We start from the raw sequence: 17,038 nt of genomic DNA on the forward strand, positions 1-17,038 counted from the left end.
CAGCGCAGCCCCTTCTTGTCATTGATACAGCGACGACCCTTGCTGAACAAATTGTTTCGCTTTTTCTTTCATCCCTTCCTCTTTGATTTTCCGTTGCAATTCATGAGAAATGTTCATCGAGCAAAACTTCGGTCCGCACATCGAACAAAAATGGGCTGTCTTCGCCGCCTCAGCCGGCAATGTTTCATCATGGTACTCGCGGGCCCGTTCCGGATCAAGCGATAAGTTGAACTGATCGTTCCAGCGAAATTCAAAGCGCGCCTTCGAGAGCGCATCGTCGCGCTGCTGGGCAGCTGGATGCCCTTTCGCCAGATCAGCCGCGTGGGCCGCGATTTTATAGGCCACGACCCCGGCGCGTACGTCCTCTTTATTCGGCAGCCCTAAATGTTCTTTAGGCGTTACGTAACAAAGCATCGCCGTTCCATAAGCGCCAATGATGGCGGCGCCAATGGCTGATGTAATATGGTCATACCCGGGTGCGATGTCGGTGACCAGCGGCCCTAACGTATAAAACGGCGCCCCATGGCAAATTTCCTGTTCCCGCTCGACATTTTCGCGAATTTTATGCATCGGAATGTGTCCTGGCCCTTCGATCATCACTTGCACATCATGCTTCCAGGCGATTTTCGTCAGCTCGCCGAGCGTCTCCAGTTCGGCAAATTGGGCCTCATCGTTCGCATCGGCGATAGAACCGGGGCGCAAGCCGTCGCCAAGGGAGATCGCGACATCGTATTGTTTCAAAATTTCGCAAATGTCTTCAAAATGCGTATACAAAAAGTTTTCTTCATGGTGGGCGAGACACCATTGGGCGATGATCGAGCCGCCGCGCGAGACGATGCCGGTCGTCCGGTTGGCGGTGAGCGGAATGTAATGAAGACGCACGCCGGCGTGGATCGTCATGTAGTCAACTCCTTGCTCGGCTTGCTCGATGAGCGTCTCGCGGTACACGTCCCATGTCAGCTTCTCCGGCACCCCTCCTACCTTTTCGAGCGCCTGATAAATCGGCACCGTTCCCACTGGGACCGGCGAATTGCGGATGATGTACTCGCGCGTTTCATGAATGTGTTTGCCTGTCGATAAGTCCATCACCGTATCGGCGCCCCAACGCACCGCCCAAAGCAATTTTTCCACTTCATCTTCAATCGATGAAGAAACAGCCGAGTTGCCGATATTGGCATTAATTTTTACATGGAAACGACGGCCAATGATCATTGGTTCGCTCTCTGGATGGTTAATATTGGCTGGAATAATGGCCCGACCAGCGGCGACTTCTTGGCGGACAATTTCTGGATCGATTTGTTCACGAATCGCGACAAACTCCATTTCTGGCGTAATGATCCCCCGTTTGGCGTAATGCATTTGTGTCACGGTTTTTCCAGTCTTCGCCCTTAATGGACGGCGCACAAACGGAAGCGGACGTTGGATGGCAACAGAAGGCCGCTCCATTTCCTCCACATCCCCGCGCTCGACAATCCAGCGGCGGCGAAGAGGAGGCAAGCCTTTTTCTACGTCCGGTTCAAAATCGGGATCCGTATACGGGCCCGTCGTATCGTACACACGCACCGGTTTGTTTTCCACCATTCCTTGTGGCGTTTTCGTTGGCGACAAGGCAATCTCTCTCATCGGCACGCGCACATCCGGGCGCGACCCTTCGATGTACACTTTGCGGCTTTCCGGAAACGACATAAACGAGCGGATGTTTTCCATGCGTGGCTCCCCTTTCAACATAAAATGAAGATCAGATCTGAAGCCACACCGTCTGAAGAGGGGCAAACACGAGAATCAGTGATGGCGGCCAATCGAAAATAAAAACAGGTTCCGACATCGGAACCTGATCGAAGGCAAAAGGCCAAATGGACAAGATATACGTCTACGTCCATCTATTCCCGCTGCCTGCTTCCCTACGCTGGCATGACCCAGATCAGGTTCAAAGGGTCAAAGAACTTCATCGCGTTCTTTTCTCAGCCCGGCTCTCGGACTCCCCTAGCAGATAAGCGTATAACAATGATGCCTGACTTTTTTTATTTTATCAGTCCATTGTCAAAGATGCAAACCATTTTGTTCCAAACGTTGGCTCCCACACGTCGTTTGCAAGCCCCTCTTTCTCGGAGAAAGCGTCCTGTTCCTCACTCACACAGAAAATTTCTTCAGCATGGCCCGCATCTCGTCCGCCATCTGACCGAGCGATGTCGACGAAGAGGCGATTTCCTCGACGGAAGCCATTTGTTCCTGCGTCGCTGCCGATACGTTGGCCGCACCGGACGCTGACTGTTCGACAATATGGGTCATTTGTTGGAGTGCATCATTTACTTGACGAGCATGCGCTGTCATTTGCTCAATAGCGGACGATACTTGTCCAATTTGTTCACTCACTTGACCGATTTCCTGGCGAATATGGGCAAATGATTGGCCGCAGACCGCCGCAACGTTTAATCCTTTTGCCACCTCAGCGATCACCTGTTCAGTGGATGCAACCGCCCGTTTCGTTTCTTCTTGAATATAAACAATCAGTTCGGAAATTTGTTGAGCTGAACGAGCGGATTGTTCTGCGAGCTTCCGCACTTCATCTGCGACGACCGCAAACCCTTTCCCTTGCTCACCGGCGCGCGCCGCTTCGATCGCCGCATTGAGCGCCAACAAATTCGTCTGCGACGCAATGCCAGTGATCGCTTCCGTAATCTGTCCAATCTCATTGGAGCGCTCCCCAAGACCTTTCACCAACTGGCCGAGCGTTTGCACATGATCATAAATGAACCGCATTTGCTCGGACATTTGCCCAATCGATTGCTTGCCATCCTCAGCTTTCTCCGACGTTTTCTCGGCCCGGTGCGCCACATCTTTCGTAAGGCAAGCGACGTCGCTCAATGTTTTAGAAATATCATGCACGGACGCGGCGTTGGTGCGGACAGCATCGGCCTGCTCCTCCGCGCCTGTCGCAAGCGTTTCCATCGTTGTCGCAATTTGCTCTGTCGCTTTCGTCGTCTGTTCAGCAACAGCAGCAAGATGCTGAGAATATTGCGCTACCTCTTCGGCATGATGTTGGATTTGCCTCATCACACTTTGCCAAGCGTCTGCCATATCGTTTAACGACGCCGCAATCGGCCGCAGCTGCTGCACGCGATCAAGCGGTACGCGTACCGTCAAATCTCCGCCTGTCATCTTGCCTAAATGTTCATTAATAACAGCAATCGGGGCAACAAACCGCCGGTAATTGAGCGTTGCCGAAACGAAGCCGAGCATCGCGCCAAACAGCACCGTAGCAACAAGCGTCCACCAAAATGCCGCGCCGCGAATGCCGTTGACCAAGCATGTGGCAAGGCCGATCGCCGCTGTGCCAGGAATGACAACGAACATTGTGCGAATGATATAAGCGCTTAACGACAATCCATTCTCCTCCTTTTTCTATCGTGCAAACAGTTTTGTCGTCGTCATAGACTTGATATATTCGTCAACTTGCGTTGGTTTTCCTGCTTTATCGCCCAACCGAACATCCTTTATATGACAGGAGTTCAGTAAAAGTATCAGAAAATGTTATTATACCAAGGTTTTATCCCCTCCTCGAATCTCACTTATCGAGTGAGCAGCAAAAACGTTATATTTATTCATTGTTCTCAGCAGCTTGGACACATTTTTCACATGGAAAAGATCCATGGGCAGCACGATCTGCCCTCCACCCGGGGATGAAAATCCCCCTTTTCTTCCCATAATGAAGAATAGGCGCAAACAGTTCAACAGGACGTTATGCTTAATGGTGGCTTAGACCCTGTACGGAAAAGTGTTTGAATCCACTGGGTGCACCACCCATTGTCCGCCCTTTCCTGTGATAGAGGAAAGGTGACGACGAACGGAAAACTGCCGCATGTCTCCCGTGGATTCGCTGTTTGCGCACTCCATCATCGAAAAGGAGGCGTTTCATCATGGATGTCATCTATCCTCGCTGCGCAGGATTGGATGTTCATACCGAAACTATTGTCGCTTGTGCCCTATGGGAAGAAGAGGGGGAGATTCAAAAGGAGATCCAAACGTTCTCAACGTTCTCGAAAGGGCTTGGCGACCTGCTCGAGTGGCTCGAAGACCATGGGGTCACCCATGTCGCCATGGAATCCACCGGCGTGTATTGGAAACCGGTCTTTGCCTTCCTCGAGGGCTATGTCGACTTGACTTTGGCCAATCCGCAGCGGATCAAAAATGTCCCGGGAAGAAAAACCGATGTCTCTGACGCCGAGTGGATCGCCAAGCTGCTCCGCCATAGACTCATTGAAAAAAGTTTCGTCCCCCCAGCGCCGATTCGTGAACTGCGGGATTTTACCCGCCTGCGCAAAAAGTGGGTCGGACAGTTGAGTTCAGAGAAAAACCGGATTCAAAAAGTGCTGGAGTCTTCCAATGTCAAGCTGGGCTCCGTCCTCTCGGATCTCTTCGGCGTTTCCGGACGAAACATCCTTGCCCGGCTGCTCGAGAAGGGATACGTGGACAAGGACGAGCTGGATCAATGCCTGCGCGGCAGGCTCAAAACGAAAAAGCAGGCGGTGTACGATTCGCTGCTGGGCACCTTGACCGAACATGAGCTCTGTCTCCTTCGCCTCTTGTGGAAACACGTGGAGGAATGCGAGCGGCTCATCGAAGAAGTCGACCAGCACATCGACCGCCTGCTCGAGCCGTATCGGGAGGAAGTGGACTTACTGATGACCATGCCTGGAATCAAAAAACAAACCGCCGCCGTCATCATCGCCGAGATGGGAACCGACATGAGCGTCTTTGAAACGCCGGAACGGGCGGCTTCATGGACGGGGTTGTCCCCCGGCAACCATGAAAGCGCCGGAAAGCGAAAGAGCACGCGCACCACCAAAGGCAATCCCCATCTTCGATCAGCGTTATGCGAGGCGGCATGGTCAGCAGCTCGATCCAAGACACATCCCTTGTCCCGAAAATTTTGGTCGTTGGCGGCCCGATGCGGGAAGAAAAAAGCCCTCATCGCCACGGCTCGACGAATGTTGGTGATCATCTTTTGCATGATCTCCCGCAAAGAGTCGTTCCGCCAACCACAACTCATTTAGTATAGCCAACAGGCAGCCGGATGATACGAGATGCCCGAAAATGGGGCACCTCTGCTTTCCTATTGCCTTCTTTGGCCATTTTCAGTATACCCACACGGATCAGGAGCGTATACAGCACTCACCCAGTGGTGGGGATTTTCACGGAAAAATTCTATTGCTAGCAAAAGGGAATTGGATTAAAACAGAAATTATGTTATAAATATTCATTTACGAGATCAATAGAATGGAGGATCATCCATGAATAGGAAGATGATTGGCGGGGCACTTGCCTTCAGTTTGTTGGCATTCTCCCCTTGGACGGCCACGCAAGCTGAGCCGATCAAATGGACGAACGTCAATGCGTTTGAAGAACAAAACGGGAGCTTATTCAACCAAGAAAACGATGACTTTGTCAAGTTTTCGTAAATTAAAATCGTTGATTCATAAACGCGTGGAAAGGTTGTTCATTCATTAGCGACCCCCCCTCGCTAGAACGTTTTTCCTTTAAATTACCGACTTCTGAGGCGGAACCTTTATAATTCTTCCTCCCATAAATCGAACTAACCAGTTTTTCTTACTCCCCTCCCTATCTCTTGGACGGAAAGACTATTTTTTATCCCTCTATTGAAAATGATAATCATTTATATTATGATATTTAACGATATTGATAATCGTTATCAAATGGAGGGGTCCCCTTGCATTCGATCCGCCTCTTTCTTGATGAGGAAGAAAAAACATATCAGTCTTTACAAACGATTGATCCGTCGCTGGCTCGTTTGTTTTTGTCTATTTTGCCAAATAGCCGGCGACGCATCGCCGGCCGGCTGCTACAGGCGCTCATTCGCGAACGGCTTATTCCCCTTGACCGGGTCATCTGGAAGTGTGCGGGGGAAGAATGGGAGCTTTTCATCCCACTTTCCGGGACAAAACAGATCAAAGCGGCGATAACGGAACGGTTCAACCTCGGTCAATTTGTCGTCGCGCATCTTTGGCTGCTCGACGGAAAGGAGCGAACCCCCCTCTCCTCTCCTTTGGAGCTGCTCGAGCTTCTTCGGAGCGAAGGGCTCATCGGTTCCGCGCCAAACTGGAGCGGATTTTGCGCCGAAATCGCCAACAGCGTAATTAATGACGCGCTTGTCCAAGCCGCGGCCGAGCGGCGAAGAAGCCGGCGGCGCGACGCCTACGGGAAGTGCTCCTCTTCGCTCGAGTGGGTGCGCGCTCAGCCGCGGCCGTTCAGTCCGCTCGTCTTTTATGAACAGGCGGTCATTGACGGACATACGCTACATCCGTGCGCCAAAACAAGGCTTGGTTTCAGCGTCCAAGATATGATTGAGTATTCGCCGGAATGGGAAGCCAACGTCTCTCTCCCCTTGCTGGCGGTGCATCGCAGCCATTGCCGTTTTGTTTCCTTTTCCTACGGACGGATGGCAGATTGGGTTTACGAACAAGATGAAACGTTGCAGTCCGTTGTACAAAACGCGTTGCGGACATACGGCCTGTCTGAATGCGAATACGACGTCATCCCCGTTCATCCATGGCAATGGAAGCACGTCATCCAACAGCGTTTCCAAAACGAGCTGGCCGCACAAACCATCGTTCCGATCGATGGCGGCGTACTGCCGGCTTATCCGCTCGTTTCTGTGCGGACGTTCATGGTTCCCGGCGCTTCCGGCGATCATTTGAAAACGCCGGTCAACGTGCAAATGACAAGTGCCATCCGCACTGTATCCCTGGCGGCGGCAGCCAATGGGCCGCGATTATCGGCATGGCTGGCCGATGTGCTCACAAAAGAACGGCTCGCTCCCCGCTTTCGGATCGTCAGTGAAAAGGCAGGCATCTGCTTCTTGCCTCACGGCCGAACGGACGAGGAGGCAGCGGCCCTGGGCAAACAACTCTCGGCCATCGTCCGAGACAATCCGGAACGCGGACTGTCCGAAGGAGAGATCGCGTTGCCGGCGGTGGCGCTTCTTTCTCCGTCTTTCCTAAGCGGCAAACCCGTGGCAGCTGAACTTGTCCAGGAATATGCGGCCGATCAAGCGGCAAGCTCCATGCGTGAGGCGGCTGTGTCATTTTTCCGTCAATATGCGGAAGTGCTCATTCCGCCGCTGCTCGTTCTTTTATGCAAGTACGGAATCAGTCTTGAAGCCCACTTGCAAAACAGCGTCCCTGTCTTTCGCCGCGGCGTGCCTCAAGCGATGCAAGTTCGCGATTTAGGGGGCATTCGCCTTCATTCCGGCCGCTTTCGTCGCCATCGCTATCCGCTTGACGAGCTCGCGCCGTCAAGCGTCGTGACAGCCGATCTCAACGAGTTGCGGCATACGTTCACCCATGCTGTCATTCACAACCATCTCGGCGAGCTGACCGCCTGCTTGTCTCGCACATTCTCTGTTGAGGAACCGCTCTTTTGGCAGACGCTGGCCGACGTGATCGAAGAGGCATTCGCTTGGCTCGCCCGCGACAGCGAAATCAAAGAACAGGTAAAACAAGATCGCGAAGCGCTCTTTTCCCCGGTGCTGCCGATGAAAGCGCTCGTTGCTATGCGCTTAACGGATGATCTTCGCAACCATTTCATTGAAACGGCCAATCCGCTGGCCAAATGGAAAAGGGAGGAATGGGAACGATGAATACGCGTTTATCCCTCCGGACAGCTGATATCATCCTTTATCCATACGAAGAAGAATGCGCCGAGTTCATCGAAAAACGATTTCCTGAACATCTGTCCGCTTATGTCCACCATGTCATGCGGGCGCGGACGACGATCTTGCAACGAACCGTAGCTGCGTTGCTGCGGGAAGACGTATTCGGTCTATACTCCCGTTCCTACAACTTGCAAGTGATCGGCTCAGTGTATATCACGAACTGGCACGGGCTGACGCCGGAATGGGAACCGGCTGTCCGCCAGCTGCCGGCCGCCCACTTGCAAGAAGGGATCATGTATAAATTGTTCCCCGTTGCCCCCGGCCAATGTTTGCTGATCCCGATCCGCGGCGAATCCGCTTTCCGCCAATGCGACATCGGCGAAGAGGTCATTTCGGTCGGCGAAGGCATCCAAACGGTGCGGGACGCCCTTTCCTTCCTTTCGCTGCTAACGCCGCTCATCAAAGCGGCCGGCGAGGAACAAGCATGGGCGCAGCTGGCGAAAGAATTGGAAAACGGAACCGCCAACTTGGCGTTGGCTTATTGGCATTTTGAAAAGGAATGCCAAACGATGCGCAAGGAAGCGGACAACTTGTTCACCTATATCGAACAACGACAAAGCGATCCATCGTTTTGCCCGGCGCTGTTTTTCGAGCAACTTTGCATTGAAGGGCATCATCTCCATCCGGGCGCCAAAACGAAACTGCCGATGTCCCCTAAAGACGTATTGGCTTACTCGGCGGAGTTTGGGGGTCAACCGCAGCTGCGGATCGTCGCCGTCCGACGCAATTTGTGCGATTTCCATTTTGACGGATATGAGGATCCGAACACCTTCTTGTTCGACCATTTTCCGGCGCTGCGCGGCCTGGTTGCCGAACGCTTTCGGGAAGCGGACAAGAGGCTGGAAGACTATGTGCTCGTGCCTGTCCATCCTTGGCAATACGAACATGTCCTTCCGAACGTCTATCGCGAGGAATTGGACGACGGCCGCCTTTGGCTGATCGAAGGAGCGGTGATCCCAACGCAGGCGACCGCCTCGTTCCGAACCGTTTTGGCGAAAGAAGCGCCGCTGTATATAAAGACGGCCGTCCATAGTCAAATGACCTCGACGGTCAGGTCCATTTCCCCCCAGTCAGCCAACAACGGCGCAACATACAGCCGGCTGTTTCGCGCCATTTTGGAAAGAGAGAGGGGCTTGTCCGCTATCTTTCTTCCTGTTTGTGAAATTGGCGGCTGCTCGTTCCGCTCCAAAGATCCAAATAAAGCACGGAACTTATCGGTTATTTATCGGGAAGGGCTGGATCGCTTGATCGATGAAGGGGAAATCGCCATTACCGGCACCGCTTTATATGCCCCATCTCCATTTAGCGGCCAGCCGATTATCAACGATATGATTGAGGCATATGCCAAGGGAATCGGCCGCCCATCATCTCAAGAAACGGCGCTTTCCTTTCTTCGCGAATACGCCGTCATCGCCGTCCGTGGCTTTCTAACGTTGCTCGTCAAGTACGGCATTGGCCTGGAAGGACACTTACAAAATACCGTTCCCGTTTTCCGGCAAGGAAAACCAACAAAATTGCTGTTTCGCGACTGGGGCGGCATTCGTTTGTACCGGCCGCGCCTTGAACGCCAAGGATTCCATATCGATGTCCGTCCCGGTTCCATCACGATTACAGATGATTTGCGAGAAGCACAAAACAAAGTGTTTTATACAGTCTTTCAAAATCAGTTTGGCGAAATCATCCGGCACATCAGCCGCCGCTGGGGCATCGCCGAGGAACAAGGCTGGGCGTGCGTCCGCCGCCAATGTGATGCGGTGTTTGCCGAATTGGCGAAAGACCCGAGCCTAACGTTCGCGGTGGACGAAGACCGCGAGGCTTTATACCGGCCGTTTGTCGACCATAAGGCGTTGACAAAAATGCGGCTGCAGCCAGAGGCGAAGACATATTGTTTCGTTTCCGTGCCGAATCCGCTAGCAACAAGCTAATAAGGGGAAATCGATATGCTTCTGACATCGAAAAAACCGTCCCCTTCCTTCGCATTATTTTGGCGCCCGTTCCGGATTTATTGGGGCGGAACGCTGCCGGCGCGCATCGGGGAGTGGGCTGATTTCATCGTCTTAAACTGGGCCGTGCTGCAGCTTTCCCGCTCGCCGCTCGACCTCGGCGTTCTCAACGTTTGCCGGCTGCTGCCGATTTTTCTATTCAGCTGGCTCGGCGGGATGCTCGCTGACCGCCTTCCGCGTCGCCAAGTGCTGGCCGCCTCCTTGCTTGGCATGGCAGGATCTACTTTGGCGATCGCCTGGCTGTTGCATGAGCCGTCCTCCCTCATTTGGCTGCTTGCCGCTGTCTTCGTCCGTTCGGTTTTTATGGCCATTGAGACGGCGGTGCGCAATGCGTATATCGCTGATCTTGTTCCAGGCGCGGCACTCTCGAGCGCCATTTCACTGCATACCGCCGCTCTTCACATCGGGAAAATCATCGGCCCAGCAATGGCCGGATGGGGGCTCTCTTCACTCGGCGGCGTTTTACTGCTTATCATCTACAGCGCGATGCTCGTTATCGCAGCTTTTGCTGTATTGTCATTAGAAGAGAGCCGCCCCCGCCGTCCAGCTGCGCGTCCGACCAACAGCGGCAAAGGGGAGGCGATCTGTTACATCAAGCGCACCCCGCTCGTTCGGGCGCTGCTTCTTCTTTCAATCATTCCGATGACGTTTGGCTTTGCCTATTCGGCGGTCACCCCGCTTCTTGTTGACGCGTTGGCCAACGGCGATGCCGGGGATTTCGCCTTGCTGCTTTCTGTCTCATCCGCCGGGGCATTGCTTGGCACGACTTGGCTTTCCTTCCGGCCGGTCGAGGCGATCGGCAAATGGCTCATCATCTCTTTGCTCGCTTTCTCTTTATCGTTGCTTCTATGGATCGTCTTATTTGAACATTGGCTGCTTTGCTTAGCTGCCATGGCACTGGCCGGGCTGACCGGGCAGCTGTATCGGACGCTATGCCGCCTGGCCATCCAGTTGACCGTTCCGGATCAGCTGCGCGGGCGGATCATGAGCATCGCCTTAATGGACCGCGGCTTCATCCCGCTCGGCACCCTTTTGCTGACGACTCTTGCCGAGTATGTTGGAGCGAAAGTCGCTGGCTATGCGATGGGATGGCTTTGCCTGCTTTGCGTCCTTGCCTTTTGGCGGCGAAAAGAACTATGGAACATCTCCACAGGAGGACGAACATGGAACGATTGAATACTGTCATTCAAACGATCGTGAGCCACAAGACCAAACAGCGGTCCCCGCTTTGCGCCTATGTATATGACTTAGACAACCTCCGCGTCCATACAGCGAGCTTGTCCGCCTCGCTCCCCCCTTCCGTCCGGCTCTTTTACGCCGTGAAAGCGAACGCGGATGAGCGGATCTTGCGAACGGTCGCGCCGCATGTCGCCGGTTTTGAAGTCGCCTCAGGCGGCGAGCTGCAAAAAGTCCGCCGCCTGTTTGCCGATGCGCCGGTCCTTTTCGGTGGGCCAGGAAAAACGGATGAAGAACTTATCGCAGCACTCGAGGAGCGCGTGGCTCTTATTCATGTCGAAAGCCTTTGGGAATTGCAGCGGCTCAGCTGGATCGCTGCCGATCGGCAAACAACCGCGCGCGTGCTCTTGCGAGTCAATTTACGCCAAGCTGCCTCAGGCGCCACATTGCGTATGGCGGGAAAACCGACCCAATTTGGCATCGACGAACGGCACATCGCCGAAGCCATCCATATAGCGCTGGCACTTCCATCTGTGGATCTACAAGGATTCCATTTTCATTCGATGTCCAATCATACCGACGAGCAAGCCCATCTTTCTTTTATCGAAACGTGCCTGTCATTTGTCGCGCAAGCGGAAATGACGTACGGGCGGCGGTTTTCCACAGTAAACGTTGGAGGAGGAATCGGCGTCCATTACAGCGATCCGGACCGGCAGTTTCACTGGGATTGGTTTGCCAAAGAGCTAAACTTTCTGCTGCGCCGCCGCGCTTCCCGGCATTGGACCGTCATTTTCGAGCTTGGCCGTTTTATCACCGCTCATAGCGGATATTACGCTGCAGAAGTGCTCGATCTGAAAAACAATTACGGAACGTATTTTGCGATTCTCCGCGGCGGCACCCACCATCTCCGGCTGCCGGCAGCTTGGAAAATGAACCATCCGTTTCTCATCATTCCGATCGACAAATGGCCTTACCCGTTGGACCGCCCATTTTTGTTCAATGAACGGGTGACGTTAACCGGCGAGTTGTGCACGCCAAACGATGTATTGGCTCGGGATGTGCCTTGCGACCGTCTGCGCGTCGGCGACATCGTGCTGTTCCGCTGTGCCGGCGCCTACGGCTGGGACATTTCCCATCATGATTTTTTAAGCCACCCGCACCCGGAATTTATTTACCTTGATTCGTCAACCTAAAACAGCGGGCCTCCATTTGGAAGCCCGCTCGTTTCCTTGTTTACACCGTCGGTTTTTCTGTTGTCACATACGTCCCGGCGATAAAATCGTGAATCGACCGTTTGTCTTCTCTTGCAGCTACCATAATCGCACTAATAATAAGACCGATTCCAAAAGTAACAAAATAAACCAGTCCACCGACAAATGAACGCAAAAACATCGTGCCGAGGCCGACTTTGCCGCCATTCACCTTCGCAATTCGAATGCCAAGCATCCGCTTGCCCACCGTATATCCATACCAGACAACCGGAACGATTAACGCGTACAGGATGTTCGCTAACGATGTAAACCAGTTCGTTTCCCAACTGCCCGTGATCCAATAGCCGACAAGCGAAATTGGAATACCCACAACAATGGCGTCCAACAAATTCGCCAACAGCCGCTTCCAAAATCCAGCCGGATTCGTCACCGCCATCGATCTTCCCTCCTCGTGCCTTTTCTATATTGTATTCGCCATCAATAGCGTAATTGTCTTTATTTTAACCTAAATTGTGGAAAGGAATCTATACCATTGTTTTTGTATTTATCTCCATATAAGGAAACAGGAGTTAATTTGCCCGTCTTTTCAAAATAATTAAAAGGGAATAGGGCAAAAGGCCACTTTTGTAACCGCCTCCCCTTTGAGGGAGGCCAACTTGACTGCCATGCCGTTTCATCCGAACAAAAAAGTACTTGTAAAACGAGCCGACAGCCGGATATAGGCAGGCGGGGCCCTCATTCAGCCAAGCTTGGCCACCACCACCGAAAAATCGTCCCGAAGCGGACCTTTTTGCGCAAAATGGCAGCGCAGATAGTCCAAAAGCACCTGTTCGTCCAATAAAATATGCGGCGCCAGCGCGTCGCGAAGCGCCTCGATCTTTTGCCGAACGGATCCCGTTCCCCCTTCAATCGCCCCGTCGGAATACAGCACAAGCGTCGCCCCCGGCTCGTAGCACAACCGACCGCTGTCGACAAAAAGATGCGGAAGCAATCCGATCGGCGCACAGCCGCGATCCAGCTCCGCCACCGTCCCGTCCGATTGGAACAAAAACCCTGGCGGATGGCCGGCTGATGCATATTCAATCATCCGTTCCCCGACATCCACAAGAACATACACAGCGGTGAAATAATACGTCATTCGCCCGTTTTCATGGTACAACTGGCGCATATGGCGGTTCAACTCGCGAAACACTTCCGCCGGAACGATCCCTTTGCGGATGACGCCGTTTAAGAGTGAGCGAACCGACATGCAAATGAGCGAAGCTGCTGCCCCATGCCCCATCACATCCATTAAAAAAATGCCGTACCGCTGCTTGTCGATCGGATACCAAGCGTACATATCGCCACCCAGCTCCCGCGATGGGATGTACATCCCGGCAATCTGAATTCCTTTGGCCGACAGCGGCTTGCTCAACACACGCTTTTGCACCTCGCGGGCGAGCCGCAAGTCATCTTTCATCGATGCGGCGTATGGGTTCTCATAAGTCGGATTGGCAAATAAAAACAAGTAAAAAGCGATTCCTCCATCATGGCCGGGCACAGCTCGCACCGTCGTCTTCCTGACATAAACCGAACCGTTTTTCCGCCGCCAACGCACCTTTCCCCTCCATTCCCCAGTTCCCGCTTGAACCACCTCGTAAAGCCAGGCTTCGTAATAACCCGCGTAAAGCGTATGCAACGGCTGACCAACAATCTCTACACCATGGCCTGTTAGTTTTGTGAATGCTGGATTCACAAACTGAACGATAAATTGGCCATCGGTTACCAGCATCGCCTGTTCCATAGCTTTGTACACTTGTTCAGCGAGCTGCCGTTCATTCTCGTTTCGCTTTGCTTCTGTCAGATCAGCGACAACCCCGCTGACGAGCCTCACTTCCCCGAATGGACTAAGCACAGGAAACGTCCGTTCAAGCACCCAGCGGACGGAACCATCCCGCTGATTGATGATGCGATACGTTTGGGCACCTGCATCCGCCCCTGAAAGAAGCGACCATTTTCGTTCCGCCTTGGCGCGGTCATCCGGATAGGACACTTTTGCCCAGATGTCTTGATCTCGGTAAAAGTCGTCCGGAGGCAAACCGTACAGCTGCTCACATGATGACGAGATGAACAAGAGACGCCTTTGTTCCGGCGCTGCGAGCCAATACACATAATCGCCCGGCCCAACGAACACATTCATTTTTTCCAAGCTGAGAAGCAACTCCCGCCACGCGAGGTGATCATAGCGTTGAACAGATTCCCAAAACCCATCCACCATAGAACGTCATTCTCCACTGAAATAATCCATGGCTTCCTTCTCTGTGGCAAATAGTTTGATAAACGAAGAAAATTTGACAATATGGAAAATTTCTGCGAGCGACCCTTCCACCCCAGCAATGACCAACTCTTTTTGTCGGGCTCTCGCCGTCATAACGCTGTCAGCGATAACACCGAGTCCAGCGCTGTTAATGTATTTGACCCCCTCCATGTTGACAATCAATCGGTCCGCCCGTTTGTCCAGCAACGTTTCCAGCACTTGACGGAACGACTCGACGTTGTTTAAGGTAATATCTTCTGTCCATGTCAGCGTGCAAATTGCCCCTTGTTTTGTCTCCATCCTGTTTCCTCCAATGGTCACTCTTTTTTTTGCATTTGCACATGCACAACAAGACGTTGTTTCCCGCTCGCTTCACGTATACATCGTCGACAATATGGGTAATCAGCTGCAATCCCCTGCCGCGCGGCCCAGTATTGACGACATCGGTTCGGGCTAAGGAGAAGCATCCCCCTCGCTGCTTGACAATCATCATCAACTGTCCCGCATCAATTTTCCAAAATATCCTAAATGGAAACCTCTCCGTTTTTTTACAATATTCATATGCATTCGTGCACGCTTCCTCGGTTGCCAGCCGAAGAAAAAGGCAATCACGCGGCAAAAACCCCACTCTCTTCGCCAATTCCTCGGTAATGTCCATCGCTTTTAAAATGTCCGCCGGTTTCATGATGGCCATCGTTCGGATCATGGCTGCAGGCTTCATCGGCATTCCCCTATCCTTGTTATGCTTATACGCCGACCAAAGCAGCACGGCAACTTTTCCGCTATCGCACGTTCCGGCGCTGGGGAAAACGGATTCGAATGCTATTTTTTCCTTGATTGTTCCATTCTTATCGAAAAATAGTTCTTATTTACTACAATTCATTATAATACAAAATAGGGTTCATTCCAATTTCCTACATTCAAAAAAAAAAGACATCATGGCACCCATCGTCCAATGATGTCCCCTTAGCGGCGCTGCCGGCGGTGGTTTAGTTGATACACAAGGGCGATCAACTGTGACCGGTCATTGACGCCAATTTTTTGAAAAATGTTCGTAATATGATTTTTCACGGTATGGACGCTAATGAACAACCGTTCTGAAATTTCACGGTTGCTGCAGCCTTGAATGAGCAACTCCAATACATCCATCTCCCGGGCCGTCAACTGCTCAGATAGCATGTCGATATTGACCGTCCCATCATTCCCGCCGTGAGCCTTGCCGCTAATCATCATCGAACCAATCGCAGCCAGCGCCGTCATATACACTTCCGCCTCTTTCGCTTCCCTTTCTTTCTTTATATGAACGGAAAGAACACCGTATTGGCCAGCGCTGACGAAAAACGGCACTTCCATCACAGGTTTGTCCTCGACATAGAGCAACACCGGCACCTCGTTTTTCGCCTTCTCGCCCTGACAGCCATAGCGACGGCAAACATCATCCCGATAACGAACAGCCATTTCTACGTCCATCGCTCCTTCATGGACAACGGCTGCTTGGCCATCGCTCGACCATACCACGCAGACAAAATCGCCGTAAGCGAGCTCTGCGGCGAATTCGGCCATCATCCGGATGATGTCTACCTCGTTTTGCACAACACGCATGGCTCGTCCAATTTCCATCAACATCGAAAGGCGCATCAAATGGCGGTCCATTTTCATATCGGCCTCTGTACATTTCGCCAAGAGCAGCCAATGTTGAACGAGGGCGGAGCCGACCGAACGAAGCGACGCCGGCAGTGAAGAGGCCGCCTCGCTGCCGATCATGACCCATCCTTCCATTGTTTTCCCGTACATCGCCGGATACGCGATCATCGCTTTCGGGCGGATGTCATGGCGGACAAAAAAGGAAAAGCGTGGATCCAAAGCGGCATCTTGAACGTAAACCGAACGAAGCGGGGGCTCCGAAGACGAAAGCGGCGGAAATAACACATCTATCATCTTGCCGCGCAGCTTCCCTGCCTTTTCTCCACTTGCCGCTGCCACCATCCATCCTTGCGGACATTTGGCGATATACAACGCCATATCGACGCGTTCATCGAACGCCCGCAACTCAAAAAGCAGCTTGTCTACGTCCGCTAAGGCGGAGCTGTCTGTGACCACTGTTTCGAGCCGTTTCCCGTATTCACAGCATTGTTGCTTGCGGCGCTCGCCGCTGATTAATTCCCCGCATATGATCGCCATCTTTTCTATATCTTTTAACTTCGCTTCGACTGCCGGCGCCGGCAGCGCCACCGATTGTTCGAGGGCTGACATCCACTTTCCGCCGTCTACCAGCGGCTGTTCGCAAATGAGCCATTTCGTCTCTTCCTCGATAAACACGCCCGCCCAAATCCAATATTCCACCTTTCCATCGACAAACACGGGAGCGACGATGCTTTTCATGCCCAAACGTCCGACCGGCACGACCGACGGGCGCTGCCATCTGTCAATGCTAAGTTCTCGCGGAAAGGAAAATGATGGCGCTTCGCTTTTAGCGGCAAACAAAACGAGCTCCGCCAGCTCAGTCATATTTGATACTTTCGTCACGGGAGTACCGTGATCATCAACGATCAGCATGCTCAACTCCGTCAATGCCGCGTATGCATCTTGAATATATTGCAACGATTCACGGATCACCACG

At 52.8% G+C, this 17,038-nt stretch carries 13 protein-coding genes and 1 riboswitch; of the genes, 6 read left to right on the plus strand and 7 right to left on the minus strand.

Annotated features, from left to right (window positions below):
- Nucleotides 1-18 precede the first annotated feature (18 nt).
- Both thiC and N685_RS0103210 read right to left on the minus strand, forming a co-directional pair.
- On the minus strand, nt 19-1,707 hold the full coding sequence (gene thiC, locus N685_RS0103205; protein WP_031405810.1) for a phosphomethylpyrimidine synthase ThiC: 1,689 nt from the start codon (nt 1,705-1,707) through the stop codon (nt 19-21).
- A gap of 174 nt (nt 1,708-1,881) precedes the next feature.
- Nucleotides 1,882-1,995: riboswitch (TPP riboswitch) on the minus strand.
- Nucleotides 1,996-2,130: 135 nt separating this feature from the next.
- Nucleotides 2,131-3,384 carry a methyl-accepting chemotaxis protein gene (locus N685_RS0103210; protein WP_031405812.1) on the minus strand — a complete coding sequence of 418 codons (1,254 nt, stop codon included), beginning with the start codon at nt 3,382-3,384 and terminating at the stop codon, nt 2,131-2,133.
- Between the two features lie 533 nt (nt 3,385-3,917).
- On the opposite strand from N685_RS0103210, the gene N685_RS0103215 reads away from it, so the two are divergent.
- The 6 genes from N685_RS0103215 (at nt 3,918) to N685_RS0103240 (ending at nt 12,104) form a co-directional block, all read left to right on the plus strand.
- Nucleotides 3,918-5,054 (plus strand): IS110 family RNA-guided transposase, encoded by a 1,137-nt coding sequence (locus N685_RS0103215; RefSeq protein ID WP_031405814.1) that lies wholly within the window; start codon nt 3,918-3,920, stop codon nt 5,052-5,054.
- 237 nt (nt 5,055-5,291) lie between these two features.
- Entirely contained in the window at nt 5,292-5,459 is a 168-nt protein-coding gene (locus N685_RS19460; RefSeq protein WP_156961373.1) for a hypothetical protein, read from the plus strand.
- 269 nt (nt 5,460-5,728) lie between these two features.
- A complete protein-coding gene (locus tag N685_RS0103225) occupies nt 5,729-7,657 on the plus strand; it encodes an IucA/IucC family protein (RefSeq protein WP_031405815.1) in 1,929 nt (642 codons plus the stop codon).
- Entirely contained in the window at nt 7,654-9,657 is a 2,004-nt protein-coding gene (locus tag N685_RS0103230) for an IucA/IucC family protein (protein ID WP_051870790.1), read from the plus strand. Before N685_RS0103225 ends, N685_RS0103230 begins: the two co-directional genes overlap by 4 nt.
- 15 nt (nt 9,658-9,672) lie before the next feature.
- Entirely contained in the window at nt 9,673-10,911 is a 1,239-nt protein-coding gene (locus N685_RS0103235) for an MFS transporter (protein ID WP_031405819.1), read from the plus strand.
- Nucleotides 10,899-12,104 carry a type III PLP-dependent enzyme gene (locus tag N685_RS0103240; protein WP_031405822.1) on the plus strand — a complete coding sequence of 402 codons (1,206 nt, stop codon included), beginning with the start codon at nt 10,899-10,901 and terminating at the stop codon, nt 12,102-12,104. Before N685_RS0103235 ends, N685_RS0103240 begins: the two co-directional genes overlap by 13 nt.
- 40 nt (nt 12,105-12,144) lie before the next feature.
- Here the strand turns inward: N685_RS0103240 and N685_RS0103245 are convergent, their stop codons facing one another.
- From N685_RS0103245 to N685_RS0103265, 5 genes are all read right to left on the minus strand, one after another.
- Complete coding sequence (locus N685_RS0103245) at nt 12,145-12,558, minus strand: RDD family protein (RefSeq protein WP_031405824.1); 414 nt, start codon at nt 12,556-12,558, stop codon at nt 12,145-12,147.
- Nucleotides 12,559-12,861: 303 nt separating this feature from the next.
- Nucleotides 12,862-14,379: a SpoIIE family protein phosphatase gene (locus N685_RS0103250; RefSeq protein ID WP_031405826.1), complete on the minus strand. Its 1,518-nt coding sequence runs from the start codon at nt 14,377-14,379 to the stop codon at nt 12,862-12,864.
- Nucleotides 14,380-14,385: 6 nt separating this feature from the next.
- Entirely contained in the window at nt 14,386-14,670 is a 285-nt protein-coding gene (locus N685_RS0103255) for an STAS domain-containing protein (protein WP_237746938.1), read from the minus strand.
- Nucleotides 14,567-15,145 (minus strand): ATP-binding protein, encoded by a 579-nt coding sequence (locus tag N685_RS18800; protein ID WP_337588971.1) that lies wholly within the window; start codon nt 15,143-15,145, stop codon nt 14,567-14,569. The genes N685_RS0103255 and N685_RS18800 overlap by 104 nt, the downstream gene beginning before the upstream one ends.
- 239 nt (nt 15,146-15,384) lie before the next feature.
- Nucleotides 15,385-17,037 carry a response regulator transcription factor gene (locus N685_RS0103265; protein ID WP_031405832.1) on the minus strand — a complete coding sequence of 551 codons (1,653 nt, stop codon included), beginning with the start codon at nt 17,035-17,037 and terminating at the stop codon, nt 15,385-15,387.
- Nucleotide 17,038: the final 1 nt, after the last annotated feature.

Source organism: Geobacillus vulcani PSS1 (genome assembly GCF_000733845.1).
Lineage (GTDB): Bacteria > Bacillota > Bacilli > Bacillales > Anoxybacillaceae > Geobacillus > Geobacillus vulcani.

What these genes read in the sequence shown, in the direction of transcription:
- thiC (WP_031405810.1), bottom strand. Translation starts at nt 1,707, where the DNA reads ATGGAAAACATCCGCTCGTTTATGTCGTTTCCGGAAAGCCGCAAAGTG.
- N685_RS0103215 (WP_031405814.1), top strand. Translation starts at nt 3,918, where the DNA reads ATGGATGTCATCTATCCTCGCTGCGCAGGATTGGATGTTCATACCGAA.
- N685_RS19460 (WP_156961373.1), top strand. Translation starts at nt 5,292, where the DNA reads ATGAATAGGAAGATGATTGGCGGGGCACTTGCCTTCAGTTTGTTGGCA.
- N685_RS0103230 (WP_051870790.1), top strand. Translation starts at nt 7,654, where the DNA reads ATGAATACGCGTTTATCCCTCCGGACAGCTGATATCATCCTTTATCCA.
- N685_RS0103235 (WP_031405819.1), top strand. Translation starts at nt 9,673, where the DNA reads ATGCTTCTGACATCGAAAAAACCGTCCCCTTCCTTCGCATTATTTTGG.
- N685_RS0103240 (WP_031405822.1), top strand. Translation starts at nt 10,899, where the DNA reads ATGGAACGATTGAATACTGTCATTCAAACGATCGTGAGCCACAAGACC.
- N685_RS0103245 (WP_031405824.1), bottom strand. Translation starts at nt 12,558, where the DNA reads ATGGCGGTGACGAATCCGGCTGGATTTTGGAAGCGGCTGTTGGCGAAT.
- N685_RS0103250 (WP_031405826.1), bottom strand. Translation starts at nt 14,379, where the DNA reads ATGGTGGATGGGTTTTGGGAATCTGTTCAACGCTATGATCACCTCGCG.
- N685_RS18800 (WP_337588971.1), bottom strand. Translation starts at nt 15,145, where the DNA reads ATGCCGATGAAGCCTGCAGCCATGATCCGAACGATGGCCATCATGAAA.